At 41.0% G+C, this 19,099-nt stretch carries 22 protein-coding genes; 7 read left to right on the top strand and 15 right to left on the bottom strand.

The window, feature by feature from the left end:
- Positions 1-167: 167 nt before the first annotated feature.
- From H0U71_09015 to H0U71_09005, 3 genes are read right to left on the bottom strand one after another with little or no spacing between them, the layout of a single operon-like run.
- Complete coding sequence (locus H0U71_09015; protein ID MBA2655185.1) at positions 168-902, bottom strand: pseudouridine synthase; 735 nt, start codon at positions 900-902, stop codon at positions 168-170.
- Positions 895-1,557 carry an SMC-Scp complex subunit ScpB gene (gene scpB / locus H0U71_09010; protein MBA2655184.1) on the bottom strand — a complete coding sequence of 221 codons (663 nt, stop codon included), beginning with the start codon at positions 1,555-1,557 and terminating at the stop codon, positions 895-897. The genes H0U71_09015 and scpB overlap by 8 nt, the downstream gene beginning before the upstream one ends.
- Positions 1,557-2,360, bottom strand: coding sequence for a segregation/condensation protein A (locus tag H0U71_09005; GenBank protein MBA2655183.1), 804 nt, complete (start codon positions 2,358-2,360; stop codon positions 1,557-1,559). Before H0U71_09005 ends, scpB begins: the two co-directional genes overlap by 1 nt.
- A gap of 143 nt (positions 2,361-2,503) precedes the next feature.
- Here H0U71_09005 and H0U71_09000 point away from each other — a divergent pair, with 143 nt between their 5' ends.
- From H0U71_09000 to H0U71_08990, 3 genes are read left to right on the top strand one after another with little or no spacing between them, the layout of a single operon-like run.
- Positions 2,504-3,046: a septation protein A gene (locus tag H0U71_09000; GenBank protein MBA2655182.1), complete on the top strand. Its 543-nt coding sequence runs from the start codon at positions 2,504-2,506 to the stop codon at positions 3,044-3,046.
- A gap of 13 nt (positions 3,047-3,059) precedes the next feature.
- Complete coding sequence (locus H0U71_08995; protein MBA2655181.1) at positions 3,060-3,353, top strand: YciI family protein; 294 nt, start codon at positions 3,060-3,062, stop codon at positions 3,351-3,353.
- Positions 3,354-3,358: 5 nt separating this feature from the next.
- Complete coding sequence (locus H0U71_08990; protein ID MBA2655180.1) at positions 3,359-3,625, top strand: BolA family transcriptional regulator; 267 nt, start codon at positions 3,359-3,361, stop codon at positions 3,623-3,625.
- Positions 3,626-3,656: 31 nt separating this feature from the next.
- On the opposite strand, the gene purC is transcribed toward H0U71_08990, so the two are convergent.
- Genes purC through H0U71_08975 form a run of 3 tightly spaced genes read right to left on the bottom strand, consistent with a single transcriptional unit; the run spans position 3,657 to position 5,944 of the window.
- The gene (purC, locus tag H0U71_08985; GenBank protein ID MBA2655179.1) at positions 3,657-4,373 is read right to left on the bottom strand and encodes a phosphoribosylaminoimidazolesuccinocarboxamide synthase; all 717 of its coding nucleotides are present in this window, start codon (positions 4,371-4,373) and stop codon (positions 3,657-3,659) included.
- Positions 4,374-4,424: 51 nt separating this feature from the next.
- Positions 4,425-5,042 carry a hypothetical protein gene (locus H0U71_08980; GenBank protein MBA2655178.1) on the bottom strand — a complete coding sequence of 206 codons (618 nt, stop codon included), beginning with the start codon at positions 5,040-5,042 and terminating at the stop codon, positions 4,425-4,427.
- Positions 5,043-5,068: 26 nt separating this feature from the next.
- Positions 5,069-5,944, bottom strand: a complete 876-nt coding sequence (locus tag H0U71_08975; protein ID MBA2655177.1) for a 4-hydroxy-tetrahydrodipicolinate synthase — start codon at positions 5,942-5,944, stop codon at positions 5,069-5,071.
- 112 nt (positions 5,945-6,056) lie between these two features.
- Between H0U71_08975 and H0U71_08970 the strand changes: the two genes are divergently transcribed.
- The gene (locus tag H0U71_08970; GenBank protein MBA2655176.1) at positions 6,057-6,575 is read left to right on the top strand and encodes a hypothetical protein; all 519 of its coding nucleotides are present in this window, start codon (positions 6,057-6,059) and stop codon (positions 6,573-6,575) included.
- The gene (locus H0U71_08965; GenBank protein ID MBA2655175.1) at positions 6,572-7,054 is read left to right on the top strand and encodes a peroxiredoxin; all 483 of its coding nucleotides are present in this window, start codon (positions 6,572-6,574) and stop codon (positions 7,052-7,054) included. Before H0U71_08970 ends, H0U71_08965 begins: the two co-directional genes overlap by 4 nt.
- 75 nt (positions 7,055-7,129) lie before the next feature.
- On the opposite strand, the gene H0U71_08960 is transcribed toward H0U71_08965, so the two are convergent.
- From H0U71_08960 to H0U71_08940, 5 genes are all read right to left on the bottom strand, one after another.
- Entirely contained in the window at positions 7,130-7,642 is a 513-nt protein-coding gene (locus tag H0U71_08960) for a 6,7-dimethyl-8-ribityllumazine synthase (GenBank protein MBA2655174.1), read from the bottom strand.
- Positions 7,639-8,871: a bifunctional 3,4-dihydroxy-2-butanone-4-phosphate synthase/GTP cyclohydrolase II gene (locus H0U71_08955; GenBank protein ID MBA2655173.1), complete on the bottom strand. Its 1,233-nt coding sequence runs from the start codon at positions 8,869-8,871 to the stop codon at positions 7,639-7,641. The genes H0U71_08960 and H0U71_08955 overlap by 4 nt, the downstream gene beginning before the upstream one ends.
- Positions 8,868-9,461 carry a riboflavin synthase gene (locus H0U71_08950; protein ID MBA2655172.1) on the bottom strand — a complete coding sequence of 198 codons (594 nt, stop codon included), beginning with the start codon at positions 9,459-9,461 and terminating at the stop codon, positions 8,868-8,870. Before H0U71_08950 ends, H0U71_08955 begins: the two co-directional genes overlap by 4 nt.
- A 61-nt stretch (positions 9,462-9,522) precedes the next feature.
- Positions 9,523-10,584: a bifunctional diaminohydroxyphosphoribosylaminopyrimidine deaminase/5-amino-6-(5-phosphoribosylamino)uracil reductase RibD gene (gene ribD / locus H0U71_08945; GenBank protein ID MBA2655171.1), complete on the bottom strand. Its 1,062-nt coding sequence runs from the start codon at positions 10,582-10,584 to the stop codon at positions 9,523-9,525.
- Between the two features lie 67 nt (positions 10,585-10,651).
- Positions 10,652-11,812, bottom strand: coding sequence for an acyl-CoA dehydrogenase family protein (locus tag H0U71_08940; GenBank protein ID MBA2655170.1), 1,161 nt, complete (start codon positions 11,810-11,812; stop codon positions 10,652-10,654).
- Positions 11,813-11,854: 42 nt separating this feature from the next.
- Here H0U71_08940 and H0U71_08935 point away from each other — a divergent pair, with 42 nt between their 5' ends.
- Positions 11,855-13,132: an MFS transporter gene (locus H0U71_08935; protein MBA2655169.1), complete on the top strand. Its 1,278-nt coding sequence runs from the start codon at positions 11,855-11,857 to the stop codon at positions 13,130-13,132.
- 13 nt (positions 13,133-13,145) lie between these two features.
- Complete coding sequence (locus H0U71_08930) at positions 13,146-13,346, top strand: DUF2905 domain-containing protein (protein MBA2655168.1); 201 nt, start codon at positions 13,146-13,148, stop codon at positions 13,344-13,346.
- 120 nt (positions 13,347-13,466) lie between these two features.
- Here the strand turns inward: H0U71_08930 and H0U71_08925 are convergent, their stop codons facing one another.
- The 4 genes from H0U71_08925 to H0U71_08910 are packed head-to-tail and all read right to left on the bottom strand — an operon-like array spanning position 13,467 to position 19,098.
- A complete protein-coding gene (locus H0U71_08925) occupies positions 13,467-13,970 on the bottom strand; it encodes a hypothetical protein (protein ID MBA2655167.1) in 504 nt (167 codons plus the stop codon).
- A gap of 54 nt (positions 13,971-14,024) precedes the next feature.
- Positions 14,025-15,032 (bottom strand): tetraacyldisaccharide 4'-kinase, encoded by a 1,008-nt coding sequence (locus tag H0U71_08920; protein ID MBA2655166.1) that lies wholly within the window; start codon positions 15,030-15,032, stop codon positions 14,025-14,027.
- Positions 15,029-16,804, bottom strand: a complete 1,776-nt coding sequence (gene msbA / locus H0U71_08915; GenBank protein MBA2655165.1) for a lipid A export permease/ATP-binding protein MsbA — start codon at positions 16,802-16,804, stop codon at positions 15,029-15,031. Before msbA ends, H0U71_08920 begins: the two co-directional genes overlap by 4 nt.
- Positions 16,805-16,818: 14 nt before the next feature.
- The gene (locus H0U71_08910; protein MBA2655164.1) at positions 16,819-19,098 is read right to left on the bottom strand and encodes a DNA internalization-related competence protein ComEC/Rec2; all 2,280 of its coding nucleotides are present in this window, start codon (positions 19,096-19,098) and stop codon (positions 16,819-16,821) included.
- Position 19,099 lies beyond the last annotated feature (1 nt).

Genomic DNA, 19,099 nt, shown 5'->3' with positions numbered 1-19,099 from the left:
TTTCATTCATAGGTTCAGTCTCTATCCATGGCATCCTAGTTCCCCAATTTTTGTTAACTAGGAGTATGTTACTGTTACCTATGTGTCCGGTCACTTTCATTACCGATGTGACCGGGTCGGACCAATTCTCTTAAGCCTAATCGCGGGAGAGGGTCGGGGTGAGGGTTTTACTTCTTAAATAATTTAGTTAAAGCATCAATGGACGTTTTTTCTAGCTCTACCCAACGACTCGTGCGTAATGAACGGGGCAAGGTAATATTACCGTAGCGTATGCGTATTAAACGACTGACTCTCACATCTTGTGATTCCCAGAGACGACGCACTAAACGATTTCTTCCTTCCTTTAAGACCACATGGTACCAATGGTTAGTCCCTTCCCCTCCCGAATAGGCAATGGAATCAAAATGAGCCATGCCATCTTCTAGCTGAACTCCCTTTCTCATCTGAGTTAACATTTGCCTATCCACTTCACCATATATCCTAACCGCATACTCTCGTTCAATTTGAGTGGATGGATGCATGAGTTTATTGGCAAATTCCCCATCGTTAGTAAACAGTAATAACCCAGAGGTATTGACATCAAGTCGACCGATAGAGATCCATCTTCCTTCTGTTAACCGAGGGATATTATCAAAAACAACAGGCCTTCCCTGTTCATCTTTACGTGAAGAAACCTCTCCAAGCGGTTTATGATAGGCAATTACTCGATGGGTAGATGGCATCATCGAAAGCTGAGAGATGGGCCTGCCATCCACACAAATATAAGCGTTACTCTCAATTCGATCCCCCAGTCTTGCTTGGTGACCATTGACGCTGATTCGCCCATGGGCAATCCATTCTTCCATGGTACGTCTTGAGCCTAAACCCGCTCTAGCTAAAACTTTTTGAATTTTTTCACTCATTTATAGATTCTAATGTTGGTTCTTCTTCAGCCATTTCACTCTTCTTTTCGCCATGATTGACCACCGGAAGCTGCAACTGTACGGCCATTTGCGCCTCAATGTCTTCAAAATTTTGTATCTCAGACAAAGGCGGTAAGTCAGATAATGTTTTTAGATTGAAGTCATCAAGGAATTGTTTAGTCGTGGCATAAAGTGCGGGCTTACCCGGAACTTCTTTATAACCTAGTATTTTCACCCAGTCTCTGTCAAGAAGCGTCTTAATGATGGTCGTACTCACAGCCACCCCACGGATATCTTCAATTTCAGCACGGGTGATAGGTTGGCGATAAATAATAAGGGCAAGCGTTTCGAGGAGCGCTCGAGAATACTTCGCGGGCCGTTCTTGCCACAGCTTTTGAATCCAAGGAGCCAGATCTTGTCGTACTTGAAAGCGATAACCAGTAGCCACCTCTTTTAATTCGATCCCTCTTTCCTGATAGTCTTCTATCAAGGTGTTGAGATATTGTTTTATTTCTTGGGGAGAAGGCGTATTGTCGGGGTCAAAAATTTTTGTTATTTGTTCAATACTTAACGGATGATCGGAGGCCATAATGGCCCCCTCAATTATTCTTTTGTAATCTAGCACCGAAAATGAATTCAATTGTTTAATCCTCATTAACGACTTACGGCCCTGATATGAATAGGCGCGTAAGATTGTGATTGTATTATCTCTATCAATGATTGACGTAGTAATTCCAAAATTGCAATGAAAGTAACCACTACACCTATGCGCCCCTCTTTCAAAGAAAAGAAATCAGAGAAGCCTGTAAATTTGTCGGCCTGGACACGGTTTAAAATTTCCGTCATCCTTTCTCGAATAGATAAGGTTTCGAGTTGAATGTGATGATGAGTGGTATGTTTAACCCGTTGTAAAACACCTGCCAGCGCGAGCAATAAATCTTTAATTTCTACTGTGGGCTGAGGCTTAGTTGAACTCATTTCTGGAGGCTGAGGATTAACGGGAAACACATCTCGCTCTACTCGTGGTAGCGTGTCTAAGTCCTCAGCAGCTTTCTTAAAGCGCTCATACTCTTGTAATTTCCGTATCAATTCTGCCCTTGGATCAACCTCTTCTGTGTTTTGGCTGGGGGGCTTGGGTAATAATAATCGTGACTTAACTTCAGCTAAAAAGGCAGCCATCACCAAATAGTCTGCGGCTAGCTCTAAGTTGAGTTCATGCATCAATTCCACATACTCAACGTACTGCCGGGTCACCTCAGCAATAGGTATATTCAAGATATCTAAATTTTGCTTTTTAATTAAATACAAGAGCAGATCCATAGGCCCCTCAAATGCCTCGAGGAAAACTCTCAATGCCTGAGGAGGGATGTATAAATCCAAGGGTAGTTCGGTGATGGCTTCTCCTTTGATGAATGCAACTGCTTCCTGCAATTCAATTTCAGGGGCCAGGGTTTCCATAAAATCTACTCGTATACGTTAAACGCTAAAGTTTAACGCCTACAGGATAAATAGTGAATAACTTTAAGTGGTCACATTATGCTTATAGTATTCATCCCTATGGCTATGTTAAAATTGATCAAATCTCTCGACCGGTGTAACTCATGAAATTATTATTTGATTTTTTCCCTATATTTCTTTTTTTTGTTACTTACAAATTTTATGGAGTATATGCTGCAACAGGGGTAGCGATGGCAGCCTCTTTCATTCAACTAGCTGTTGACCGAATCAAAAATAAACGATTTGAAACTATGTACTTGGTCACTTTTTTCTCCATTTTGATGTTGGGAAGTGCCACGCTTTTTTTACATAATGAAATCTTTATAAAATGGAAGCCCACTATCCTTAACTGGTTGTTTGGTGTGATTTTTATTGGTTCTTCGATAATTGGTAAAAAGCCCCTCATACAACGTACTCTTGAAAAGAAGATTCAACTGCCACCTTTAGTATGGCAGCGCCTAAACATTAGCTGGGCTATTTTTTTCCTGCTTATCGGTGCCGCTAATTTATTCGTGGTTTATCACTATTCGACTAATACTTGGGTCAATTTCAAGCTTTTTGGGATGTTTGGACTGATGTTAGTGTTTGCAATTGCGCAAGGACTTTATTTATCTAAATATATTGAAGTTACGACTGAACAAAAATAAAGGCAACATATTCATGTATTACTCAATCATTGCAGAAGATGCAGAAAATAGCGCTGAAAAGCGACGTCAAGGTCGGGTAGCCCACCTTCAAAGACTGCACGTATTGAATCAGCAGGGTAGATTACTCGTAGCAGGACCCCATCTTAAAGCAGAGGAAGAAGATACTGAAACCTATTGTGGAAGTTTAATTGTGGCTGATTTTGATTCCTTAACGGCCGCCCAACAATGGGCCGATGCAGATCCTTATTTACAGACGGGTGTTTATAGCCAAATTTCCGTAAAACCGTTTGTAAAGGTATTTCCCTAGTGAATATTAATGAAACCCGCATCACCTGGATACGTGAAAAACTGAGTATCGCTCTATCACCTAGCCTTTTGAACATTCAAGATGATAGCCATAAACATGCTGGACATGAAGGCGCCAAAGGGGGCGCGGGCCATTTCTCTCTTGAGATAGCCTCGCCCCTTTTTGAAAAAAAGTCATTGATTGAGTGTCACCGCATGATTTACGAAGTACTCGATGAAGCAATTCCTGCAGAAATTCATGCACTAAAAATTAAGATAACCAGATCTGATTAAGACTCGTCAATACAACCTAGAATACGGGGGATCAGGAAGGGATATGAATCCCTAACCGTTGAGAAGCAATTTCGTAAGACTCAATAACATTTCCCATGTCACGTCTAAATCTATCTTTATCAAGCTTTTCTCGTGTGTTTACATCCCAAAGACGACAGCCATCTGGGGTAAATTCATCTCCCAATAAAATCCCCTGATCAGACCGACCAAACTCTAATTTATAATCGACGAGAATCATTCCCGCATTCATAAATAAAGGTTTAAGGAGTTCATTTACTTGAAATGTCAGGGCCTTCATTGCCTCAATTTCTGCCTCACTAGCCCAATTGAAAGTCAGAATATGAGATTCATTGATCATAGGATCATGGAGAGCATCATTTTTTAGGAAGAATTCAAAAATGGGGTGCGGCATTTCAGTGCCTTCAACAATACCGAGACGTCTACAAATACTACCGGCTGCGATGTTTCGAATAACGCACTCTACTGGAATCATATCCAGTTTTCTAACGATTGATTCTGTGTCGGAATATAACTCGATAAAGTGTGTGGGTATTCCCTGATTCTGAAGATAGGACATGATATAGGCATTAAAGTAATTATTAACCATCCCCTTACGAGGCAGCTGTTCTACTTTAAGACCATCAAACGCAGAAGTGTCATCCCGAAAATGAACGAGAAGGAGATCATCTTTATCTGTGGTATAAAGCGTCTTTGCTTTTCCAGAATATAACTCACTTATCTTCTTCATTTTCGGTACTCAATTTTAAAAAGGTCACTACCACTTAGGGCTTGTGACGAATTAATCATTCAAAGAACTATTAAGTTGATTCTGTAAACCGGGATTAGAAGGGCTCACCGATACCACTGTACCCTGGCCGGATGGCTTTAGATGAACTTGGTAAATTGGCATATCTTTTTTCACTTTGCCGCCTGTGCCTGTGGTGTCGACAACATAATAAGTGCCTAATGTGTTATCCCTCTCAACAATTTTATATTTCGCCGCTTGTAAAACATGGCCTACTTTAACCCAAGCTTGAGAAAAATTTACTCCAACGGGCTTTGAACCATTGGCTGTAGGATTAGTATGACCTTGTATTTTTGCGCTCTCTGCATTTCTAATGCGGTCTTGCTGAGACATGATGAGCGGCTGTGACTTGGGTTGAGGAACCGCACTTCCAGGTGGTATCAAGGGTGGCTGGATATTCGCAGCATCCGGAGCGGCTTGTGGGACCTCGTAGTAATCTTGCACATTGTTAGAGCTCAAATTTTGCGGAATCACAACTGTTCGATCAACCGGTTTCTCCTTGGTATAGCTTTTTGATTCGTCTTTTAGAAACCCATCCCGGTCTCCAATTGTGGAACACGCTGATAAACCAAGAATGGCTATAGAAATAATGCTTATATTAACTATTCGCATTGTAGTCTCCTCGTAACAATAAATAATTAAACAACGCCCGCTTGTTGCAGGGCGGTTCGTAGATTCTGATGATTCGAATTGGATAATGGAGTCAGTGGAAGTCGAATTCCTTCTTCGATTTTCCCCATCTCATGTAAAACCCATTTAACCGGAATGGGATTGGATTCAACAAATAATTTAGTATGTAACGGCATCAGCCTTTGTTGTAAGAGGAAGGCTTCGTCTTCATTCCCCGAAAGTGCCGCTTTACACATATCATGCATAAGTTGAGGCGTAACGTTTGCTGTGACAGAAATCACTCCCTTTCCTCCCGCCAAAAGAAAATCTAATGAAGTAGCATCATCACCACTGTAAAGATCTATTTTTTCATCACAAAGATCCAGGATTTTACGCACCCTGCTAATGTCACCGGTTGCTTCTTTTAAGCCTATAATGTTGGTCACTTCCGTGAGCAACCCTACCGTTTCAGGCAATAAATCACAACCCGTCCGCGATGGAACATTATATAGAATCTGGGGAATTGCCACGGCTTTGGCTACCGCACAATAGTGTTGATAGAGACCTGCCTGTGTAGGTTTATTGTAATACGGTGTTACCAATAAGCAAGCATCTACCCCCATTTCCATAGCATGTTGGGTGAGCCGAATTGTTTCCGCGGTGGAATTTGACCCTGTACCGGCAATAATAGGCAAACGACCTCTAACGTTTTTAACTGTTTCTGTAAGCACCTGACCTCTTTCTGCAAAATTGATTGTTGCAGATTCCCCCGTGGTGCCTAAGATAACGAGTGCATCAGTTTGATTTGAAATATGCCATTCAATTAATTCTGATAGACTGTTAAAATCCACGGAGCCATTCGCGTGCATCGGAGTAATTAAAGCGACCATACTTCCATGAAACATGGTGTTTCTCCCAGATTAAAATTGCATAGTAATGAGGCTCCTTATCAAAGACAAGAAAAAAACGCAGTTGAAATTATTATTTGGCGCGATTAACGTTTCTAAAGGGCAACAAATGGAAAACATACTGATCACCACAATTTGTAAGAGTGATACTAATACGTTCAATGAACTCGCTAAATTAGCAGGCAAATATGACTGTCATATCAGTTTTAGTCATGTTTACACCTTAGGGTTAGATAACACCATTACTGCTCAAGTGGCGGGCAATTGGAGTGGCATTGCAAAAATAGAGGCTGCCTTACCTGCCTTAGCAAAATCACTGGATATCGAAGTGGTCTACAAAAGATCCCACCAAGAAAAGGTGGAGCGGTATTTTCTTCCCTACAATATTGAAATCGTGGCCGTAGACCAGCCGGGTGTGGTGCATGAAATTACAGAATTTTTCACCTCCTTAGAGGTTTTTACACAATACCTGGTAATCTTAACGTCAATGCATCAACAAACTCCCATTTTAAAAATTCAGATGCAGATAGACTTACCCGCTGATAACAATATTGCTGATATTCGAGAGCAATTTCTAATATTTTGTGATGAGCTGAATTTAGACGGAATTATGGAGCCTCAGAAATGACAAATGAAAAATGTGCCTTGGATACTTTAGTGCCTGATTTTTCAATCATCGCTACCAATGATACGGACGGTAAGTTATCCAGCTATTCTGAAAAAAATATACTTCTTTTTTTCTATCCTAAAGATAGCACGCCCATTTGCACTTCAGAAGCTAAAGCCTTCCGCGATTATTTTGAAGCTTTCACCGATCGCAACACCGTTATTTTTGGTGTATCCCGGGATAACTTAACCTCTCACGAGCGGTTTAAAGAAAAGTTACAGTTGCCCTTTGAATTAATATCAGATAGTTCAGAGCAGCTTTGTAACTATTTTGACGTGATCGCCATAAAGAATTTTTTTGGAAAGAAAATACATGGCATAGTCAGAAGCACTTTCCTAATCGATAAACAGCGCCTCCTTCGCGCCGCTTGGCGCAAAATAAAGGTCACTGGCCATATTGAAGAAGTTTTAGAGGAAATTGATGCGTTAAAAAACCGATAGATTCAGGGTAACTATTCTTGCACTCATTAGAATGAGTGCAAGAATCTCAATCTTCGGCTGACCAGTTCGATTCTATTAAGAAAGATTAGTATCTAACGAGAATTGATTAGCCTTTATTTTTTCTCCCCCTATTTGGGCCAGGACAGAAACCATTTCAAATGCTGCATCAACAGAATCGCGGCCTGCATGAGAATGGTTCCCGCCTGCGCGCTCTAAGGCTTGCTCTAAGTTGTCGGTGGTAAGCACCCCAAAAATGACCGGAACGCAATATTCAAGAGCAACCTCCAGACAACCGTCACTCACCTGCTTACACACAAAATCATAGTGACCCGTTTCACCTCGAATAACGGCACCTAATGTAATTATGGCGGAATATCTTTGGGTCTTTGCGAGGTGTTTTACCGTAATAGGTATTTCCACTGCTCCAGGCACCCACACTATCGTGACATGATCATTCGGGATTTCTAATTCTTTGAGTCTTTGAACTGCCCCTTCACAGAGAAGATTAGTGACCTGTTTATTAAATCGACTGACGACCACTGCCACCTGAAAAGGTCGCTCTAATTCTTTCGCGGTGATAATTTTCATATTTTCTCCACTATGTCATTTTCAAAGGTGAATAAATGGCCCATTTTGTCTCTTTTGGTTCGTAAATAGGCAATATTATGCGGATTAGGGACTATTTCAAGGGGCTCCCGTGACACTACTTCAATGCCATAACGGGTGATGCCAGTAACTTTATTCGGGTTATTCGTCATAAGACGTATTTTACTCAGGCCTAACAGCTTTAAGATCTGTGCACCAATACCATAATCTCTTTCATCAGCCCCAAAACCTAAACGATGATTTGCTTCGACGGTGTCAATACCCGCATCTTGTAAAGCATAAGCCCGAATTTTATTCCCCAACCCAATCCCTCGCCCTTCTTGTCGTAAATAGAGCAAAACCCCACCTTCTTGAGCTAGTTTGGACATTGCATATTTTAATTGTAAGCCGCAATCGCACCGAGAAGACCCAAAAGTATCTCCCGTTAAACATTCTGAATGCAGGCGAACCAGCACAGGCTCCTCAGGATTAAGTTCGCCTTTAACCATTGCCATATGATGTGCCTTATCAATATGACCTTGGAAGGTATAAACCCTGAAATTGCCATTTTCTCTCGTGGGCAAGTTTGCTACTGCAATTTCATCAACGATACTTTCATTTTTAATGCGATAGACAATTAAGTCTTCAATAGAGACAATTTTAATATTATGCTGAGTCGCAAATGGAATTAAATCGTGCAAACGGGCCATCGAACCGTCATCGTTGAGAATTTCACATATAGCAGCCGCAGACTTTAGACCCGCGAGACGCATTAAATCTGTACTTCCTTCAGTATGACCGGCTCTGGCAAGAACCCCCCCTTCGCGCGCTTGCAAGGGAAACACATGTCCTGGCGTCGTGATATCTTCACTGGTTGATTTTTCATTTATTGCCACGCGTATGGTATGCGCTCTATCTTTTGCGCTAACGCCCGTAGTCACACCGCTAGCAGCCTCGATACTTACTGTAAACTGTGCCAGTGTAGGACTCACATTTCTTTTGACCATCATTGGAAGAGCAAGTCTTTCAGTGTATTCCTCGGTTAAAGCCAAGCAGACAATTCCTCTTGCATGTTTGATCATAAAGTTGACGATCTCAGGCGTTATTTTTTCCGCAGGAAAAATGATATCCCCTTCATTTTCACGCGACTCATCATCTACTAAAATCACCATGCGTCCTTCACGCAAATCCTCTAAGGCTTCTTCAATTGTTGCAAGTTGGAAATTTTTCATACTCTTTCACTATTTTTTTGGTTAAGCACAAGTTTCGCTAAATAATCAAACTCTATATTAACACTACCGCCCTGCGGCACTGTTGAAAGAGTGGTATGCTTCAAAGTATGGGGGATTAACATCACTTTGAAGTGGTCTGGTTGCACTTCATTCAATGTTAGGCTCACTCCATTAATAGCGACACTGCCTTTTTTTACCAGGTAGGGTACATATTGAGGATCAATGCCGACGAAGGTGAGCTCCACGAACTCCTCATGGCTTATTTGCTGCTCTAGCATGCAGGTGGTGTCGATGTGTCCCATCACAAAGTGGCCCCCCAAACGGTCGGTCAATCGTAACGAGCGCTCGAGATTTACTTCTGATCCTTCCTGATATGCAGAAGCGATCGTTAATTTCATTGTTTCGGGGGAAATATCAACAGTGAATTGGTTTTGATGTTGAGAGGTCACTGTTAAGCAGGCTCCATCGACAGCAATGCTCTCACCTAATTCTAGATCTGCAAATTTGCTTTCTATTGCTATTCGAATTTTTTTTTCGGTTTTTTCGATCGCTACTATACGACCGCAATGATCAACAATTCCAGTGAACATACCTCCCCCTCAACTAAGTTACAAAACCAGACTTTTAAGAACCCTATATTGTAGCGGAATATTATTCCCAATCAATCTCACAAACAACATCTTCGCCCATATTTTGCCATTTAATCGCCTTTGCTTCGCTAAAAATGTCTCTATCTTCATTAAAAGCAGGTAACGCTCGCTTGCCCAATAGCTTTGGAGCAATATAGATGAAGCTTTTTTGAGCCAACTGTTGACTCGCGAAGGCGCTAAAAACCTTGCCGCCTGCTTCTACCCATAAGTCATGGACGCCATCATCACCAATCTTATCTAAGATTTCTCCTAAATGCAGATGTCCGATGGACTGTGAGACAGGGTGGCAGGTGATGCCCAACTCTTCTAAAGTCTTTATTTTAGAGGGCTCACCTTCAGAGTAAAATACGGTAATTTTTGCGGCAGTCTGCATTAACTTTGCAGAGGGTGGAAACTCAACTTTAGAATCAATGACATAGAGAGGCTTGGCAATCACCCTGTCGCCCAATCGTATATTTAATGAAGGATCATCCTGAATAATAGTTCGTACTGAGGTAAGGATAGCGTCTGATTTTTTGCGTGACTGGTGCGTAAATAAACCTGCGATTTGACCCGTAATAGAGACCGGATTACTCATTAAATCGGCAATCTTTGAATCTAAACTCATTGCCAACTTCGTGGTGACCCACGGTCTATGTGTCTGCACCCAATGTGAATAGCTTTTATAAAATGCATTTATTTCAGGCAAACTTATCTGTTCACATCGCACCCCTTGAGATTGTAAAAGTTGTGCGCCCTGACCTGCCACCAGAGGATTTGGATCTAGATAGCCATAATAAACCGCTTTAATTCCCTTATTTAGAATCATATCGGTACAGGGGGGAGTTTTCCCCCAATGGCAACAAGGCTCCAATGTCACATAAAGAGAAGCGTCTTCAAAATTGGATAGCTGCTGGCTGGCCGCTACTTCTGCATGGTCATATCCGGGGCCGTAGTGGTAACCCGTCGCTATAATTTCATTATTTTTGACAACTACAGCCCCCACACTGGGGTTAGGAGAACAAAAACCCCGACGTTCATTCGCTAATTCTAATGCTTTTAATAAAAAATGATGGTGGCCCACCGTACCCCCTAATGATAATAAAAAGACTTTTCTTCCTCGTGGAAGAAGATTGATGTGAACTCACAGCTTACCCGGAAAAAGCATCAATCCCTGTTAAGTGTTTGCCTAAAATCAAGTGATGGACATTATCCGTACCTTCGTAGGTAAAAACGGATTCTAAGTTCACCATATGACGAATTACTGGATATTCTAAGCTAATACCACTCGCCCCCAATAAATTACGGGCCTTGCGCGCTATTTTTAATGCTTCGCGACAACTATTCATTTTAGCGAGCGAAATCATCGCCGGAGAAGCCTTATTTTGATCCTTAAGTCGTCCTATTTGGAGATTCATACATTGGGCTTTGACAATTTCTGTAAACATATCCGCCAGGTCTTCTTGTATTAGCTGAAAACTGGCGAGGGGTTTTTTGAATTGTTTTCGCATAAGAGTGTAATGTAAAGCGGTATCAAAACACGACATCGCGGCCCCCATCGCGCCCCAAGCTATGCCAAAGCGGGCTTGATTCAAGCAACTCAATGCAGCACCTAAACCTTTATCGGTTCCTTCCAAGAAATTCTCATCAGGGATGAAACAATCTTCCAAAATTATTTCGCCTGTCGAAGAGGCTCGCAAGGAAAATTTTTTCTTAATTTCTTCGGTTTTGAAACCAGGGAAATCTCTTTCTACAATAAAACCTCTAATACCTTGATCTGTCTTTGCCCATACTATGGCTATATCAGCAAAGGGAGCATTGGTTATCCACATTTTTGTTCCATTCAGCTTCCAGCCTCCTGAAACTTTCTGCGCCACTGATTGCATGCTTCCCGGATCAGACCCTGAGTCTGGCTCAGTTAATCCAAAACAACCAATAAGTTCACCCTTTGCCATTCTCGCCAGGAAACGCTGCTTCTGTTCAGTAGTACCATATCGAAAAATGGGATACATACACAATGAGCTTTGAACGGATACAAAACTCCGTAAGGCGCTATCAGCCCGTTCCAATTCCTGACAAGCTAAGCCATAACTAACATAATTGGTTTGACTTCCCCCATATTCTTCTGGGAGCGTCATTCCGAGGATGCCTAATTTAGCTATTTCTGGTATAAGCTCTTTGGGGAAATACCCAGAATCATTCGCATCTATAAAAAGATTGCTTGGAAGACTATTTACAAAACGGCCCACGCTGTCGCGGATTAATTTTTCTTCTTCATGAAGCAAATTATCTAATAATAAAAAATCTTCCATCGATTAATCCTTTTATAAATAACGTATTTGATTGGACAATTTATGAGTTTAAAAAAGAATTATATTATTTTAGTAGGTATACTTGGAACTGTCTTTGAGTGGTTAGAGTATTCCTATTATGGATACTTAACAACAAAAATAAGCCAACTCTTCTTTCCTAATTATGATACTCGTACAGGTATTTTAGCAGCAATGGGTATATTTGCTGCGGGTTTTATAATGCGCCCCGTTGGGGGAGTTTTATTCGGGTACTTGGGAGATAGAAAGGGGCGAAAATCAGCTCTATTTCTCTCCCTTCTTTTAATGGGGTTTTCCACTTTATTAATGGGGGCGTTACCTACGTACCAAACAATTGGCATTTATGCCCCGCTGCTACTGCTTTTCTGTAGACTTCTGCAGGGGCTAGCTGTATCAGGGGAATTCAATGGCGCAGCTATTTTTTTAATAGAACATAATAAGAATAAATATCCCACTCTGGCAGGGAGCTGGGTAGGGACTGCCTCTGCATTAGGCATGCTTTTAGGCATACTCGCGGCCACAATTGTTTCATATCCCGGAATGCCCTCTTGGTCCTGGCGAGTTCCTTTTATCTTTGCTTGTGTTTCCTGCTTTATAGCTAATTATCTGCGATACAAACTGCTTGAAACGCCCTTATTTTTAGAAGCAAACAATCAACAACAAATCAGCTGCTTTCCTCTTAAAAAAGTGTTAACTCAATTTAAAAAACCCTTTCTCTGTAATATGATACTTGCCGCCTTTGTAAGCGTTTATATTTATGTGTGCAATATGTATTTTGTGAGTTATTTGATAAAAGATTTACATTTTGCTCCTAGCCAATCCACTCTACTTGCCAGCATTGGTGAATTCTTAGTGGTGCTTTGTTTACCCTGTGCAGCGATACTTGCTGATCGCTTTGGTTACAAAAAAATCTTTCTTATCGGGCTTTATACCGCTCCGATAGCAACAGCTCTTTTATTTATTACTGCAAAAAATGGTTCTATACCGAATATCGTAATCGCAGAAATAATTTTTGGCATTTCAAATGCCTTTGCTTGCGCTCCCATGTTTAACTTCATCTATAAACTCTTTCCAACACATATTCGGTACACCGGAAATTCCACAGCATGGAGCTGTGGCGTGGCGATTTTTGGCGGCACCGCCCCGATTGTGGCAGACTTTCTAATGCATCAATTTTCTTTTTACGGGCCTACACTTTTCGTCAGCCTATTCGCTCTGCTTACTATATTTATCGTTACCCGAAAAGAAACTAGCGCTGAAATACTTCAGAGTGAGAACATTGGAGTTCAACTAATAGGATGAAAAAATGAGTGGAATGGCCAAAATATTAATGACCGTAGGTATTATATTGATACTAATTAGTGTGCTTTTACCCTGGTTGCAGAAGCTAGGGTTAGGTACATTACCCGGTGACATCATGATAAAAAGAAAGCATTTTACTTTTTACTTCCCGATCATCACGTCCATTATCGTTAGCATACTTATTTCAGTTATTGTGTGGTTTTTTAGAAAGTGATTGAGTCACCACCCATTTTAAAGCCGGACAATAACTTTCAGATTTGCGATGAATTTCGATCGGCTAAATAAGGACATTCGCTTCGCAAGTTGGACGCCATAAATGAATGGCGCCCTGACATTACTCGCTATCTGTTGGCTTTGTTTTGCCACCGGGGTGGAGTGTAGTGTCACTTTCTTTGTGCCCGGATGTGTCCGTTGGTGAAATCGTATCACTCGCAGGTTTCGTATGAATATTTGGTTTGGGTTGACTGGTACTTTGTGTACCTGTGCCACCGGTTGTATGCGCTGAATGAGGCGAAACAGTTGATTCTGTCTTTCCAGAAGTGGTTGTTGAACCTGCTTGCACTGAAGATTGCTGTTGTTTTAGCTCAGCTTCTAATTTTCGAAAGGCTTCTAAATCTTTATAAAGCTCGTTCAATAAATTATTAATGTGAGTTAATTCTTTGGCTGCTTTTGCTTGGTGATCTGCAGCACTTTGCAATAATGTACTAATCTGAACAATTTTGCCGCCGATAGCGTCGCCCTCAGCCACATTAGGAGTAGATTCAGGTGTAATAATAGATTTCACGCTATTAACTATACTTTGCAAATCGAATTTCGAAAAATCGGGTATCTTAGGCATATAATTCTTCCCTTCGTAAATATACTATTTTTTATAATAGCACATTTGCGTGGCCTATTTTTCCAGAGTTTTTAGGGTGGGACTGTCTAACCTTCGTAATTTAATAAGAAAATCTTTCAAAAAATGGGCACTAATTTCAGAAGCCACAGGGAGCACCCAAAAATTGGATCGTTTTAAATACGAACATTTCACCGCATCTTTTTCCGTCATAATTACCATTTCACTCACATCACAAAAATCAAAATCTTTATCTATAAATTTATGATGGTCGGCAAAAGAATGTAGCGTTGGGCTATAGCCTAAATTCCGAAAAGTATTAAAAAAACGTTCCGGATGGCCAATGGCTGCAACTACATGAAATGGAGTTTTCGGTAGCTGGGACAAGGACTTTTGCAATGTTGGATTTACTAAGTTATAAACTTTTTGTGGCAGTAATGACATAGAATAGCGGTGGACGTTGCTATTGTCGTTATAGACAATAAAATCCACCTTGGAAAGTTTGCGCAGCGGTTCACGAAGTGGGCCGGCAGGTAGACACCAACCATTTCCAAATTTTCTCTCCCCATCCACAATCACTATTTCAATATCTTTATTTATAGCATGATGCTGCAAACCATCATCTGAAATAATTACGTCGCAATTATAATTCGCTAATAATAGTTTGATAGCAGCAGCTCGTTGCGGTGCCACTACTACTGGATAATTTGTTTTGTTAAATATTAAAACTGCTTCGTCCCCAACCACCGCGGGATCACTCTGAGCAGTTACTATCTGGGGATGTTTTTTTATCTTACCTTTATACCCGCGGCTGACCACTCCCGGCGTGTAGCCTTTTTCTGATAAAAGCTTGGCTAGCGCTATGGTAAATGGCGTTTTACCTGTGCCACCCACCGTAAGGTTACCGACTACAATTAATGGCACCGGGGAAGAATATCTCTTTTTAAAACCTAAGATATAACTCAGTTTATGCACCCAAAAACAAAACTGATAAAAATAGGAAAAAGGTAGCAATAAAAATAGAAATGGGTTTTTGGAATACCAAAATTTGACAATTAATTTCATATTAACTCGTATTGTTCTTTTGAGGCTTCGGTTGAGTGAATAGATTGTAATTTTGTATAGTAGCCGTTACTAATTAATAATTCTTGATGCGTACCTGTTTCCACTATTTTACCCTCTTCTAAGACTAAGATTCGATCTGCTTTTTCAATGGTAGATAATCTATGAGCAATAATAATAGTCGTTCGATTTTGCATTAATTTTTCAAGTGCTATCTGTATATAACGCTCGGATTCGTTATCGAGAGCTGAAGTAGCCTCATCTAAGATGAGAATAGGAGCATCCTTAATAAGGGCACGGGCAATCGCGATGCGTTGTCTTTGGCCGCCTGATAATAACACGCCATTTTCCCCAATAAATGTGTTAAAACCATCCGGTAATTTCTGGATAAATTCTAATGCACAAGCCGCATCAGCCGCTTCTTTTATACGCTCTAACGTGACGTTTTCAAATATTCCATACGCAATATTATTGGCAATCGTATCGTTAAACAGATTGACTTGCTGGGAAACGAACGCGAATTGTCTCCGTAAATCATTCAACCGGTATTCACGCACGTCGATAGCGTCTATACAAATTTGTCCTGCATTATGCTCATAGAATCTAGGTAATAAGTTCACCAGAGAGGTTTTGCCGCTACCTGATCTGCCCACTAATGCAATGGTTTCGCCCGGATTAATATGAAAGCTAATGGAATTTAAAACATTTTTTTGATTATTTTCATAACCAAAATACACGTTGCGAAATTCAATTTCACCCCTTGCCTTCGTAAGACTTATTTGACCACGATCTTTTTCGGTCTCAACATCTAAGAGTTCAAAAATACTTTTAGCTCCGGCAATTCCTTTTTGGATAGTGCTATTCACGCGGCTTAAGCGTCTTAAAGGGGTTAACAAAGACACCATAGCACCCAATATTGCCACAAAACTCCCTGCTGATACTTTCAAGGAAGGTAATGCTGCTAAAAATAAAATACAAGAGATGGGTATAGCTGCTAACAGTTGTACAGTAGAGGAACCAATGGTGTCGGTCACAATAATCTTCATCTCACGATGTTGATTTAATTCGGTGGTGTCATAGAATTTTTTCTTTTCATATTCTTCGCCGCCAAAGGTTCGGATTACTTTATAACCTTCGATAGCTTCTTCAGCGACATGGGTCACTTGTCCCATGGCTTTTTGCACATTCGAACTTAGCAATTGCATTCTTTTACTAGTGTAACGAATAATCCACGCAATAAGCGGCGTAGCGATTAAAAAAAGCGAACTAAGCTGCCAACTATTCATAAACATTACGCATAAGAACCCAATGACCAAAAACCCTTCTTGGAACACTGTTAAGAGCGCAAATGTGGTGGCCTCTGCAATTTGTTCCACATTATAAATCATTAAAGATAATAATTGCCCTGATGTTTGTTTATCGTAAAAGCTTGCGGGTAATTTTAATAAATGATTAAAGATACGCTGACGAAAGTCAGTAATAACACGACGTCCAACTTTATTGACATAGTAGTTTGAAGCGAAACTCAAAATGCCCTTGAAAAAAAAGATTCCAACTACAATAAAGGGCAACCAATGAATAAATTTCATATCATGGGCAATGAAGCCACGATCGATTATAGGTTTTATCAGGGCAACAAAACCCGCACCCGCCAAAGATTCGAGTATGGTGGCGACAATGCCTAACGCGAAAATGCCAATATAGGGTTTTAAGGAAGCGAGCAAACGCTTATAGATATTGGCTGACTCATTATTATAAATCTGAGCAATCTTCATGTTTATCCAAGTTGTTATTGATGCCAAATTTTACGTTGTTTTTGGCGAAATTCTTTAATGGTCACCATATCAGAATCAGGGAATAAAGTCATGGTGATTGCCCCACTAAAAACAGTGTTAAAAGTCGTCACTCGCTGACTCTTATACCGATGAAGAACGTCTGGGTGTGGATGATGGTAGGAGTTTAAATAACCACAGGAAAATATGGCATATAAGGGAGAAACCGCTTTGATAAAATTATCACTGGATGATGTATTGCTGCCATGGTGGGGGACCACTAAAATAGTCGCAGCCAGCTCCTTTAAATGCCGCTCAATCAAGAGGTCCTCAGCTTCTTTTTCAATGTCTCCAGTTAACAATATTCCCTGTTTACCCTGAGTAATTTTAAGGACGCAAGAAGCATTATTGCCTTTAAGGCTCCTATCTTTTACAGGGGAAAGGAAGGTAAAAGTGACACCATCCCATTTCCAGGTCATATTTTCCCAACAATTCTGCGGCTGTTGATCTTTGAAGTGCTGGGGAACACTCGTGATAATACTGGCTACCTGAAGGGATTTTAGTAGCGATTGCGCCCCCCCACGATGATCGTTATCTCCGTGACTAACGGTTAACACATCAATTTTTTTAAGGCCTAAACGTGAAAGATAAGGCAAAATCACCCTTTTCCCCATATCAAAATCTTCACTGAGTTTAGCGCCAGTATCAAAAATTAAGACGTGATGGGGCGTTCGTATCATGGTGGCTAACCCTTGCCCAACGTCGAACACGGTCAGTTGTAACGAATTGGCTGGTATAATCGCCGGCTCAAAAACAAAGAGAGGCAGGCTCCATAACGCAGCCATCCACCGGTGCATCATTCCTGTGGGTAACAAAAATATATAGGATGCCATGTGGCTTAAAATAGCAATTGTGTTATTCAAATAGGCATGGAATATGATGACGGTGAACTGGGCCAGCTTCTCAAGCAACCCCCAAATCCACAGTAGTAAAAGAAGGGAAAATTTCAGAATAGGCGTACCTAATTTAGCAGAAATCATCAAGCAGACCATACCAATGAGACAGCTGGGAACGACTAAAAAGCTAATCCATGGAATCGCGATGAGATTTGCTGGAATAGAGAGGGGCGAGGTTTGTTGAAAAAAAAACAAGACAGTAGGCATCATTCCAATGGTGATCACCCCCTGCGCCCGGCCAAATTTCCACCACCCTTTAGGCGCCGAAAGTCTTGCACTCATCCCATATAACAGCAAGAAAACGGCGATAAAAGATAGCCAAAATCCGCACAGAAGTGTTGCAAAAGGATCTATCACAATGATTACGCCTAAAGCAAATAGGAGTGATCTAAACGGAGTAAGGTGGCGTTGAAAAATGATTGAGGCCAGCATAAAGATGATCATGATTAAAGCACGCTGGGTCGAGGGTGAAAGACCCGCTAGAATGCTATAAATAATTGCGGCCGCGACACCTGCACTCGCTTGTATTTGAAGAGTAGGAATATATAAAGGAGCGTTGGGCAATCGATTCCAAATCATTCCGGCAATTTTAGCAAAGAGCATTGCGACCAATCCTATATGGAGGCCAGAGATGGCCACTAGATGGCCTGTTCCAGTAATTCTAAAGACCTGCCACTGCGAAGAAGAAATATAGGCTGTCACCCCAAGGATCAGTGCCAGCACAATGCCACAAAAAGGATTATTACGCAGCAAGGTATGAATCTTGATAAGAATATACTCTCTCACTCTTTGAATAGGATAATGTGACAATTTAGAGGTGAGAAGTTGGTTCTTGTTATTACAAATCACCGTGCCGAGCGCGCGTATATGCTGTTGAAAATATTGCCTTTCTGAATCAAAACTTCCTGGGTTCATTAAGGTATGAGGTTTTCTTAACTTGGTCACTAACCGCCAGCTATCTCCTACCTTAAAATTATAAAGACAGTGTGGGCAGTGCAACTTTATTAGCACATGGACGGAGTGACCCTCTACCTGCATCATTTTAAAATTGAAGGTGGTGAATTGAGACTGAGTAATCGGTATAGATGCAATGTAACCTTGTACGCTTACCCGCTGATTTTCCAGGGTCGCAGGCAACGACCAACTCGTTATAAAATGGGCGTACAATAATGCCCATGCGCTCCCCAAACATACCATGCCCAAAGGGTATAATTTATTTCTGTTAATTACGCAGACAATGCCACCAAGGAAAATAAAAAAAATTACGGCAACACAGGGGATTTGTTTAAATAAAAAAGAGGTTAAAACACCGATTAAAAAGAATAGGACAAAGGCTGGCATA

Source organism: Gammaproteobacteria bacterium (assembly GCA_013697705.1).
GTDB lineage: Bacteria > Pseudomonadota > Gammaproteobacteria > UBA6002 > UBA6002 > UBA6002.
Note: the sequence above shows the minus strand (reverse complement) of the source record. Positions and strands in the feature narration are given on the sequence as shown.